The sequence below is a fragment of the Brevundimonas naejangsanensis genome, from assembly GCF_000635915.2.
GTDB lineage: Bacteria > Pseudomonadota > Alphaproteobacteria > Caulobacterales > Caulobacteraceae > Brevundimonas > Brevundimonas sanguinis.
In genome coordinates this window covers 2352330-2363543 of record NZ_CP015614.1, presented here as the reverse complement: position 1 = coordinate 2363543, position 11214 = coordinate 2352330, and the positions used below count along the sequence as shown (strand labels likewise).

Sequence of the window (11214 nt, the reverse complement as noted above, 5' to 3'; positions counted from 1 at the left end):
GAACTTAAGCTTGGGGCCGCAGGATAAGCGTCTGTGCTTGCGAAGGGCGTCATGGCCGGACCTGTTCATTACGAAATCTACATCCGCCGCACGGCGCCGGCCGACTGGTCCCTGCATCAGGCGGTGGAGGACCGGCGTCAGGCCGTCGACGCCGCCGAGGCGCTGTTGCGCGACCGTGAGGCGGTCGCCGTGCGCGTCACCAAGGAGACGCTGGACCCCGACACGATGGAGTTCGCCAGCGTCATCATCCTGACGCGCGGCGCGCCGGAACTGTCGCGCAAGCGTCCGCCCGCCGTCGACCAGCGCGGCCCGGCCTGTCGCGGCGTCGGCGACCTGTACGCCCCCCATGCGCGCGAGACCCTTGGCCGCGTGTTGGAGGACTGGCTGAACCGGCAGGGCGCGACGGCCTTCGAACTGCTGCACCGGCCCGACCTGGCCGAGCGGCTGGAGGCCTCTGGGGTCGAACTTCAGCACGCGATCCAGAAGGTCGCCGTGCCCGAGGCGCAGGCCATCCCGGGTCAGTCGGTGCACGACCTGATGCGCCACTATCAGCGCCTGGCCGAACAGGCGATCGAGCGGCTGCTGACCGCCGGTCGCAAGAAGCAGTTTCCCAGCTTCGAGGATCGGCCGGTCGCGGCGACGGCTCTGGCGCTTCAGGGCGCGGCGGACCGAGCCTTCGTCATGGGCGGGGCGGTGGCGGGCGCTCTGCGCGGCCTGCCGGGCGCGCGGGCGCGGGTCGAGCGGCTGATGGACATCTGCGATCAGGCCCCGGCAGAAGGCGCGCCGCGCGCCCTGGTGCTGGTGCCGGTGGAGCAGATTCTGTGCGAGCTTTTGGGGTCGCGTCACGGCCTGGCCCAGGTGCTGGGTCCGGGGCTGGATCAGGGCGCCAGCCTGGCGGCGGTGGTGCGCATGGCCGCCCCGCGCGAGGTGGACGCCGTCCTGGCGCAGGATGCGCGCCTCAGCCTGCTGGCCCCGCCGATCGAGGGGCCGGTGCGGCGTCTGGGCGAGCGGCTGGCGGCGGGCGAGTTTCCCCTGCTGGCCGCCTCCCTGGCGCGCATGGTGCTGCGCGAACTGATGAGCCAGCGCCGCCTGCGCCCCGGCGACGCGGTCGGCGAGATCGAGATCCTGCGCGTCCTGGCCATGGCGCTGACGGCCACGGCGGGGCGTCTGCTGACGCTGGAAGAGGTGCAGACCGCCTTTATCGAGCGGTCCAAGGCGCTGGTCGCGGCCGACTTCGTCGCCGCCTATGTCAAGGATTGCGCCAGCGTCCTGTCCGAGGCGGAGCGGCTGACGCGCCTATGCGAAAACGTCACCGGCGGCGCCAACAAGCGGGCGGCCGCGCGCTGGCTGGACGCCTGCGTCGTCTCCCTGCGCTTTGAGACCGAGATGCGGACCCGCACGCCGGGCGCGACGCCGCCCGGGCAGCGGCTGATGGCCCTGGCCGAGCTTCAGCGCGGCGTGCGCAAGGGCGGATTGTCCGAGCGTGAGACGCAAGGGGTGGTCGAAGCCCTCGGCGCCGTTGGCGGCGCGATCGAGGCCGACGCCCGGCTGACGGCGCAACTGGCCCGCGCGCCGGCCCCGCTTCCGCAGAAGCTGGCGGTGCTGCTGCGTCTGGCGGCGGGCGAGACGGGCCCCAGCGGGCCGGTCGCCGAGCGCGCCCGCGCCGAGGCGGTGCGCCTGATGCGCGCGCCGGACGCCCGCGCCGCCCTCAGCGCCGAGCCGCAGGCGGTTCAGGCTCTGCGCCCGCTGATGCAGGCGGCGGGGCTGGCGGCCTAAATCGACGGCTCAGTCGAAGATGTCGAAGATATCCAGCCGCTTCTTCTTCTTGCGGTACTGATAGTCGTCGTCGCGGCGGCGGTCGTGGTCATATCGGTCGTCGCGTTGACGCGGCGGCTCGCGATAGGCCGGCTGGCCGCCCCAGGGTTGTTGGGACGGTTGCGGCGGCGGCGCATAGGCCTGGGGCGCGGGCGCGGGCGCGGCGGCGCGGCCCTCGTCGCCGGCGGCGGCCATCAGCTTCTCCAGTTCGCCGCGATCCAGCCAGACGCCGCGACAGGTCGGACACATGTCGAACTGGACGCCGTGGCGATCCAGCGTCTGCATGGGCGCATTATCGTTGGGGCACATCAGCAGGGGCATCGTCATCCTCTTTCGTCGTTGAAGGCGGTCCGACATCACGCCGCCGAAGCGCCGCCAGAGGGGCCCGTCCCGCTACGTGAAAGAGGTAGGGCGCGTCCGCGCGCGCGACAACGCGCCGCGTCGCCGCAGGCTCTGTTTCACCGGCTCAGCAGCTCTGACCCGCGGCCCAGCCCGACGACCAGGCCCACTGGAAGTTGTAGCCGCCCAGCCAGCCGGTCACGTCCGCCACTTCGCCGATGAAGAACAGGCCGGGGACGGTCTTGGCCTCCATCGTCTGCTGGTCCAGGGCGGCGGTGTCGACCCCGCCCAGCGTCACTTCGGCGGTGCGATAGCCTTCGGATCCGACCGGCTTGACCGTCCAGGCGTTGACCGCCTCGGCCAGGGCCCGCAGCTTCTTGTCGCCGACTTCCGCCAGTTTGCCCGACAGGTTTTCGCGCGCACACAGGGCCTCGGCCAGACGGCGCGGCACGACGTGGCCGACGGCCGTGTGGACCGCCTGCTTGCCGTTCTCGGTCTTGGCGGCCAGAATTTCAGCCGCCGCATCGCGGCCAGGGGCCAGGTCGACGGTGATCGCCTCGCCCTCGCGCCAGTAGGAGCTGATCTGCAGGATCGACGGCCCCGACAGGCCGCGGTGGGTGAACAGCAGGCCTTCGCGGAAGACGGTCTCCTTGGCCGGGCGGCCGGGGCCGGCCTCCTTGGGCGCCTTGTGTCGCACCACCGCGTCGACCGACACGCCCGCCAGCGGCTTGAGCTGCTCCAGCAGGCCCGGCTCGAACGTCAGGGGAACCAGCGCGGGCCGGGTGTCGGTGACGCGCAGGCCGAAGCGCCGCGCGACCTCATAGCCCCAGCCGGTGGCCCCCATCTTGGGAATGGACTTGCCGCCCGTCGCCACGACCAGCGACGCCGCCGTCACGCGCGATCCGTCGTCCAGATCGACCTGAAACCGCTCGCCCGCGCGCTCCACCGTCTTGACGCCGACGCCCAGCGACAGGGCGACGCCCGCCGCCTTCATCTCGTCGGTCAGCATGCGGATGATCTGCTTGGCGCTGTCGTCGCAGAAAAGCTGGCCCAGGGTCTTCTCGTGCCAGGCGATGCCGTGGCGGTCGACCATCTTGATGAAGTCGTGCTGGGTGAAGCGCCGCAGGGCCGACAGGGCGAAGCGCGGGTTCTCGCCCAGGAAGTTGGCGCCGCTCGTCCCCAGATTGGTGAAGTTGCAGCGGCCGCCGCCCGAGATGCGGATCTTTTCGCCGGGGGCGCGGGCGTGATCGATCACGCGCACGCGACGGCCGCGCTTGCCGGCCTCGATGGCGCACATCATGCCGGCCGCGCCGGCGCCGACGATCAGGACGTCGATGTCTGAAGACTTCATCGCCCCGCCCTAGCAGGGGATCGCGCGCGAAGCGACCGTCAGAGGCCCAGCATGGCTCGATAGGTCGGATGCACCTGATCGGCGTATTCCGGGTGCTTCTTCAGATAGCTGGAGAAGAAGGTGCAGGTCGGCAGGACCAGCAGACCCTTGTCCTTCAGATCGGCCAGGACGTGCTTTGCCATGCGGCTGGCGATGCCGCGCCCTTCCAGCGGGACCGGCACGAGGGTCTCGGTGATCAGCCGCCCGCCCGCGACCGGGTTATAGATGACCACGGCGGTCTCGCCGTCGACCTCCAGCTCGTAACGCTTGGCGTCTTCGTTGTCGCGGATTTCGGGGTCCAGGCTCATGTCGTGATCCTTGCTGGAAAGCCAATGGGTTTTAGTGCGCGCCGTCCCAGTTCGGGGCCGCCTTGGCCTCGACGTCCAGCGGCACGCTCAGATCGACGACAGGCAGGGCGGCGCCTTCCATGATGCGGCGGATGACGGCGATGGCGCGGTCGGCCTCGGCCTCGGGGGCCTCGAACACCAGTTCGTCGTGGACCTGCAGCAGCATGCGGGTTTGCAGACCCGCCTCGGCCAGGGCGCCGGGCATGCGGATCATGGCGCGGCGGATGATGTCGGCGGCGGCGCCCTGGATCGGGGCGTTGATGGCCGCGCGCTCGCCGAACTGGCGCTCGGCGCCCGACTTGGAGTGGATGGCCGGGATGTGGATGCGCCGGCCGAAGACGGTGGTGACGAAGCCCTGCTCCTTCACCAGCGCCTTGGTCCTGTCCATGTAGGCGCGGATGCCGGGGAAGCGTTCGAAATAGGTCTTGATGTAGGCGCCGGCCTCGCCCTGGTCGATGCCCAGCTGGGCGGCCAGGCCGAAGGCGCTGATGCCGTAGATGATGCCGAAGTTGATGGCCTTGGCGCGGCGGCGCGTCTCGCTGGGCATGCCCTCGACCGGCACGCCGAACATCTCGGACGCGGTCGCCGCGTGGATGTCGAGGCCGCTCTTGAAGGCGCGCTTCAGCTCGGGGATGTCGCCGATGTGGGCCAGAAGGCGCAGCTCGATCTGGCTGTAGTCGGCGCTGATCAGCACATTGCCCGGCGAGGCGATGAAGGCCTGGCGGATCTGGCGGCCGGTCTCGGTGCGGATCGGGATGTTCTGCAGGTTGGGATCGGACGAGGCCAGGCGTCCCGTGGTCGCCGCCGCCAGCTGATAGGAGGTGTGGACCCGATTCGTCTGCGGGTCCATGGCCGCCACCAGGGCGTCGGTATAGGTGCCCTTCAGCTTGGATAGCTGGCGCCAGTCCAGGATGGTGCGGGGCAGGGCCTGCGTCTGAGCCAGCTCCTCCAGCACGCTGGCGTCGGTGCCCCACTGGCCGCTGGCGGTCTTCTTGCCGCCGGGCAGGTTCATCTCGCCGAACAGGATCTCGCCGATCTGGCGCGGGCTGCCGACGTTGAACGGGCGGCCGGCCAGCTTGTGCGCCTCCTCTTCCAGCTCGGCCATGCGCTGGCCGAAGGTCGAGGACAGGGAGCGCAGACGATCCGGATCGACGCGAACGCCGGCCCGCTCCATGTCGGCCAGAACGGCGGGCATGCCGCGCTCCAGCGTCTCATAGACGCTCGACAGCCCCTCGGCCGCCAGACGCGGCTTCAGCAGGCGATGCAGGCGCAGGGTCACGTCCGCGTCCTCGGCGGCGTAACAGACGGCCGACTTCATCTCCACGTGCTTGAAGCTCTTCTGGCTCTTGCCGGTCCCGGCCACGCTCTTGAAGGTCATCGGCTCGTGGCCGAGGTGCAGCCGCGCCAGCTCGTCCATGCCGTGGCCGTGCAGACCGCCCTCCAGCACGTAGGAGATCAGCATCACGTCGTCGATGGGGGCGACGCGCACGCCGCGCCGGGCCATGACGGCGAGGTCGTATTTGATGTTCTGGCCGACCTTCAGCACCGACGGGTCTTCCAGCAGCGCCTTCAGCCGGGACAGGGCGGTCGGCTTGTCGATCTGCTGCAGGGGCGGGCGCGCGTCGCCGCCGTCGCCGAAGTCCAAGCCGCCGTCGCCGGTCGGCTCATGTTCGTGCGTCAGGGGGATGTAGCAGGCGTCGTTGGGCCCCACGGCCAGCGACACCCCGCACAGCCCGGCGTGGGTCGAGGACAGGGCGTCCGTCTCGGTATCGAAGCCGACCACGCCCGCCGCCTTGGCCCGCGCGATCCAGCGGTCGAGGTCTTCCAGCGTCTGCACGCATTCATAGCGATCATGATCGATCGCCTGGGGCTCGGCCGGGGCGGCGACTTCGGTCTGGCCATAGCGCGGCGTAGCCACCGGGACGCTTGGCTGGCGCGCGAAGGTCGAGCCTTCCTTCTGCGGCGCCTTGCCGTCGCCGACGCGGCGGGCCAGCGAGCGGAACTCCATCATCTCCAGGAAGGCGGACAGGGTCTGCGGGTCCGGGTCGCGGATGACGAAGTCGTCGATCGGTTCGGGAAGCGGCGCGTCGCAGGTCAGCTTGACCAGTTCGCGCGACAGGCGGATCTGATCGGCGAAGTTGATCAGGGTCTCGCGGCGCTTGGGCTGCTTGATCTCGCCGGCCCGGGCCAGGAGCGTATCGAGGTCGCCGTACTCGTGGATCAACTGGGCCGCGGTCTTGGGGCCGATGCCCGGGGCGCCGGGGACGTTGTCGACGCTGTCGCCGATCAGGGCCTGGACCTCGACCACCTTGTCGGGCGTGACGCCGAATTTTTCAAACACGGCTTCTTCGTCCAGGCGGCGATCCTTCATCGGGTCGTACATGACCACGCCGCCCCCGATCAGCTGCATCAGATCCTTGTCGGAGCTGACGATCACCGCCTCGCCGCCCGCGTCGCGCGCCTGGCAGGCGTAGGTGGCGATCAGGTCGTCGGCCTCGTAGCCGGCCATCTCGACGCAGTGGACGCCGAAGGCCTTGGTGGCCTCGCGCACGAGCGGGAACTGCGGGACCAGATCCTCGGGCGCCGGCGGACGGTGGGCCTTGTATTGATCATAGAGGTCGTTGCGGAAGGTCTTCTCCGAATGGTCGAAAACGGCGACCAGGTGCGTCGGGCCGTCCTCGCCCTTCATGTCGCGGATCAGCTTCCACAGCATGTTGCAGTAGCCCTGCACCGCGCCCACGGGCAGGCCGTCCGACTTGCGGGTCAGCGGTGGCAGGGCGTGGTAGGCGCGGAAGATGTAGGCCGAGGCGTCGATCATCCACAGCCGCAAGGGCGGCCCGTCTTGAGTGAGGGGGCGGGCGGGGATTTCGGCGGTCGCGTCGGTCATGACGCGAACATAGGGGGCGGAAGGCGCGGCGTCATCCGGCCTTAGCTTTCCTCCCCACGCCGTGGGGAGGGGGGCCGCGGAGCGGTGGAGAGGCTTTGCCACAGCGGAACCAAGCAGCCCCTCCGTCACGGACGCTATCGCGTCCGCGCCACCTCCCCATTTGCATGGGGAGGAGAGCTCCCGCGCTTACGGCTGCCAGCCGCCCGGCGTTTCGGGAATCATGTCCGCGCCCTCGTCGGTGACCTCGCCGCGGGTCAGTTTGACCTCGGCCCAGGCGGCGCGCAGCAGCTCGGTCACGCCCTCGCCTGAGACGCCGGACACCAGCATCGGGCGACGGCCCGCGACCGCCTCCAGAGCCGCCGCCTTCTCCTCACGAGCCTCGGGCGTCAGGGCGTCGATCTTGTTCAGGGCCAGGATCTCGGTCTTGTCGGCCAGGCCTTCGCCATAGGCCTCCAGCTCGCCGCGGATGATGCGATAGGCCTCGACCACATCGTCCTGCGTGCCGTCGATCAGGTGGATCAGGCTGGCCGAGCGCTCGACGTGGCCCAGGAAGCGGGTGCCCAGGCCCGCGCCCTCGCTGGCGCCTTCGATCAGGCCGGGGATGTCGGCGATGACGAAGCGTTCCGATGGACTCAGGTCCACCATGCCGAGGTTCGGCGTCAGGGTGGTGAAGGGGTAGTCCGCCACCTTGGGCCGCGCCGCCGAGACGGCCGACAGGAAGGTCGACTTGCCGGCGTTGGGCAGGCCGGCCAGGCCGATGTCGGCGATCAGCTTCAGCCGCAGCCAGATCCAGCGCTCCTGGCCTTCCTGGCCGGGGTTGGCGTGGCGCGGCGCCTGGTTGACCGGCCCCTTGAAGCGGGTGTTGCCCCAGCCGCCGTTGCCGCCGGACAGCAGTTTCACCTTCATGCCCGGCTCGTCCAGGTCGACGAGCACGGTCTCCTTGTCCTCGTCCAGCACCTGGGTGCCGACGGGGACGCGCAGGACCACGTCCTCGCCCTTGGCGCCGTGCATCTGGCGGCCTTGGCCGTGGTGGCCGGTCTGGGCCTTGAAATGCTGCTGGTAGCGGAAGTCGATCAGGGTGTTCAGCCCATCGGCCGCCTCAACCCAGACGTCGCCGCCCTTGCCGCCGTCGCCGCCGTCCGGGCCGCCGTTGGGAATGAACTTTTCGCGGCGGAACGAGACGGAGCCCGCGCCGCCGTTGCCGGAGCGAATGTAGATCTTGGCCTGGTCGAGGAACTTCATGGGCGCCTTATGGCCTAGAAGCGCGGCGAATTACAGGCGGGTGCGATCTTAGCCGCGCGCCCAGACGCCGAAGGGGTCGCGCCACGACAGGCCCAGCGCCTTGCCGACGGCCGGATGGGTGATCTCGCCCTTCAGCACGTTCAGGCCGCGGGCCAGGTGCGGATCGGCGCGCAGGGCCTCCAGTCCCCGGTCCGCCAGGGCCAGGCCATAGGGCAGGGTGGCGTTGTTCAGCGCCTCAGAACTGGTGCGCGGCACGGCGCCGGGCATGTTGCCGACGCAATAGTGGATGACGCCGTCGACCACATAGGTCGGGTCATCGTGGGTGGTCGGGCGCGAAGTCTCGAAACAGCCGCCCTGGTCGATGGCGACGTCGATCAGGACGCTGTCCTTCTTCATCGACGACAACTGGTCCCGTCGCACCAGGGTCGGGGCTTCTGCGCCCGGGGTCAGAACGGCGCCGATCACCACATCGGCCTTGGGCAGTTCCTCCTCGATGGCGTGCAGCGAGGAATAGCGGGTGATGACGCGCCCGCCGGTCACTTCGTCGATATGACGCATCCGGGGGATGGAGCGCTCCAGCACCACCACCTCGGCGCCCAGACCGACGGCCATGCGCGCGGCGTTCAGCCCCACGACGCCGCCGCCCAGCACCAGCACCCGCGCGGGGGCCACGCCGGGCACGCCGCAGAACAGCAGCCCCATCCCGCCCTTGTGCTTCAAAAGGGTCTCGGCCGCCGAAAAGACCGCGATCCGTCCGGCCACCTCGGACATGGGCGCCAGCAGCGGCAGGCCTCTATTGGCGTCCGTCACCGTCTCATAGGCGATGGCGGCGCAGCCCGAGGCCAGCAGGGCCTTCGCCTGTTCGGGATCGGGCGCCAGATGCAGATAGGCGAACAGGATGTGGTCTGGCTTCAGCAGGGGGAACTCGGCGGGCTGAAGCTCCTTGACCTTCACGATCATGTCGCTGTCGGCGAAGACGGCGGCGGCGTCGGGGGCGATGCGTGCGCCCGCCTTCTCGTAGTCGGCGTCGGTAAAGCCCGCGCCCAGGCCGGCTCCGGTCTCCATCAGGACGGTATGGCCGTGGGCGACGTATTCGCCGGCCGCGGCCGGCGTCAGGCCGACGCGATGTTCATTGGTCTTGGTTTCTCGGGGGGAGCCGACGCGCATTTTTCTTTCACTGTCCTGACCCCTGCGTGGGGCGCGCGGACGCTAAACAAGCAGGCCGTGCGGCGCTAGCGAAAAATAAAACCCCGCGGACACAAATGTCCGCGGGGCAAAAATTCCGGCCCGATGAGGGCTGGGCCGTTAGTTCTTGGCGTCGCGAGCGGCGCCTTCGACCGCCTGGCCAGCGGCCTGGGTGTCCTTGCCGACGCCCTGAATGGTGTTGCAGGCGGCGGTGGTCAAAGCGGCGGCGGCGACGGCCAGAATGATGATCTTGCGCATAGGAGGCTCCTGTTGGTTCGGGCTCCGCGCCCGTCCTCCATACAACGCTACGCTTGGGGCGGGGTTCCGCTGAGACGAAAGGCTGCGACCTCTCGCACCTGGGCTGCGTCGCGGGCTTCGGGCGTGACGAAGGTCAGCCGCGCGATTGAGCCGCCGCCCGGCGCGGGAATGATCCGGGCCTCGCCGCGTAGTTGCTTGGCGAAGGCCATCATCAAGGTGCGGCCGACGCCCGCCTCGACGGCGTCGTCCAGTCCGGGGCCGTCGTCCTCGACCTCCAGCACACTGGTGTCGCCATCGACCTTGAAGCGCACCTTCAGCTCGCCGCCGCGGCCAGCGAAGGCGTGTTTCTGGGCGTTGGACACGGCTTCGACCAGCCACAGGGCCAGGGGCGCCAACTTGTCCGGGTCGATGATCAGCGGGTCGGCTTCGATGGACGTCGTCACCAGGGGGCCGCGCACCGCTTCCCCGGCGATGAGCTGGCCGACCAGTTCGCGCAGGAAGGTGTCGGCGTCGGCCTCGCGAATGTCCTCGCTCTGGTAGAGGACGCGATAGATCTGGGCCAGGGCGGTGATGCGCTGTCGCGTGTCGCCCAGCGCCGCCCGCGCGCCCAGATCGGTCACCGCCCGTTGCTGCATGGACAGCAGGGACGAGATGATCTGCAGATTGTTTTTCACCCGGTGGTGGATTTCGCGCAGCAGGGCGTCCTTCTCCTCCAGCGCATCCAGAATATCCCGGTCGCGACGGGTGATGGTCTCGCCCAGCTGGCCCAGGGTGCGGGCCAGGGTGCGGATTTCGGCCGGGGCGTGCTCGGCCTGGACCGGGCGAATGGAGAAACGTCCTCGCGCATAGATGGCGGCCACCCGTTCCAGATAATCCAGCCAGCGCACCACGATCCGCTCGGACAGCAGCATGACGGCGGCAAAGGCGGTCAGCCACGCCGCCAGCGGCAGCAACAGGGTGCCGAACGGGTTCAGCCGCGCCCAGGACAGCAGTCCCGGCGCCGGCGCCGACAGCAGGACGAAAACATCCTGCCCAGCCAGAGGCGCGCCTCCATAGACATGGCGTCGTCCCTGGGCGTCGCGCGCTTCAAACATGACGACGGCGTCGGCGCGCGCCCGGTCGGTCCAGCCGTTCGCCTCGGCCGCGCGTTTCAGCGCGAACGGCCGCGGATCAGTGGCGATCAGAATGTTTCCGGCGCCATCCGTCAGCGCCGCCTCCGACCCGGCGGGCAAGGCGGGATCGCGGATGTCCGGCTGGAGCACGCTCAGCGGCACCGTGGCCGCCATCGCGCCTTGAAAGGCGCCCATCGGGCGTTCCCAACGGACGGCGACGATCAGGGATTCGCCGTCGGCCGAACGCTGCATCACCACGTCTTCGCCGCGCTTCAGGCGCTGGTGCCAGGTATCCGCCGACACGTTTTGTTTCGTCTGCGCCTCGCTCTCGCTGCGCGAGGCGCAGACCGGCGCGCCCGTGGCGCTGTAGCGCGCCAGGCTGGCGATCCCCTCCATCCGCGCAGCGAGGGCGGTTAGGCGAGCCTCGCAAAAGAAGCCGCCCCCTTCCGGCGTCAGAGCCTGCAGCAGCACCACGGTCGAGCTGATCCGGGCCTTGGCGTCCGAGGCGCTGCGTTCGGCCGCCAGCTGCAGGTCGAGCCGGCGCTCCTGCTCCTGCTTGCGGAACTCGGCCTCGGTCTGGATCACGCCGAGCAGCAGTATGGGCAGCAGGCCCAAGGCCATGGCCAAGCCCAGGCGGAA

Annotated in this window: 9 protein-coding genes; 1 reads left to right on the top strand and 8 read right to left on the bottom strand. The window is 69.7% G+C overall.

The window, feature by feature from the left end; translation table 11 throughout:
- Nucleotides 1–51 precede the first annotated feature (51 nt).
- Nucleotides 52–1776, top strand: a complete 1725-nt coding sequence (locus DA69_RS15030) for a hypothetical protein (protein ID WP_025976945.1) — start codon at nt 52–54, stop codon at nt 1774–1776.
- Nucleotides 1777–1785: 9 nt separating this feature from the next.
- Here DA69_RS15030 and DA69_RS11365 read toward each other — a convergent pair whose 3' ends face one another.
- The 8 genes from DA69_RS11365 to DA69_RS11330 form a co-directional block, all read right to left on the bottom strand.
- Nucleotides 1786–2136: a zf-TFIIB domain-containing protein gene (locus DA69_RS11365; protein ID WP_025976944.1), complete on the bottom strand. Its 351-nt coding sequence runs from the start codon at nt 2134–2136 to the stop codon at nt 1786–1788.
- Nucleotides 2137–2281: 145 nt separating this feature from the next.
- Nucleotides 2282–3505 carry an NAD(P)/FAD-dependent oxidoreductase gene (locus tag DA69_RS11360; protein ID WP_025976943.1) on the bottom strand — a complete coding sequence of 408 codons (1224 nt, stop codon included), beginning with the start codon at nt 3503–3505 and terminating at the stop codon, nt 2282–2284.
- 38 nt (nt 3506–3543) lie between these two features.
- On the bottom strand, nt 3544–3852 hold the full coding sequence (locus DA69_RS11355) for a GNAT family N-acetyltransferase (protein WP_025976942.1): 309 nt from the start codon (nt 3850–3852) through the stop codon (nt 3544–3546).
- A 31-nt stretch (nt 3853–3883) separates the two neighbouring features.
- Nucleotides 3884–6778, bottom strand: coding sequence for a DNA polymerase I (gene polA, locus DA69_RS11350; RefSeq protein ID WP_025976941.1), 2895 nt, complete (start codon nt 6776–6778; stop codon nt 3884–3886).
- 186 nt (nt 6779–6964) lie between these two features.
- Complete coding sequence (gene obgE, locus DA69_RS11345; protein ID WP_025976940.1) at nt 6965–8020, bottom strand: GTPase ObgE; 1056 nt, start codon at nt 8018–8020, stop codon at nt 6965–6967.
- A gap of 48 nt (nt 8021–8068) precedes the next feature.
- Nucleotides 8069–9187: an alanine dehydrogenase gene (gene ald, locus DA69_RS11340; protein WP_025976939.1), complete on the bottom strand. Its 1119-nt coding sequence runs from the start codon at nt 9185–9187 to the stop codon at nt 8069–8071.
- Nucleotides 9188–9325: 138 nt separating this feature from the next.
- Entirely contained in the window at nt 9326–9463 is a 138-nt protein-coding gene (locus DA69_RS11335; RefSeq protein ID WP_025976938.1) for an entericidin A/B family lipoprotein, read from the bottom strand.
- A gap of 47 nt (nt 9464–9510) precedes the next feature.
- Entirely contained in the window at nt 9511–11196 is a 1686-nt protein-coding gene (locus DA69_RS11330) for a sensor histidine kinase (protein WP_235599152.1), read from the bottom strand.
- Between the last annotated feature and the right edge of the window lie 18 nt (nt 11197–11214).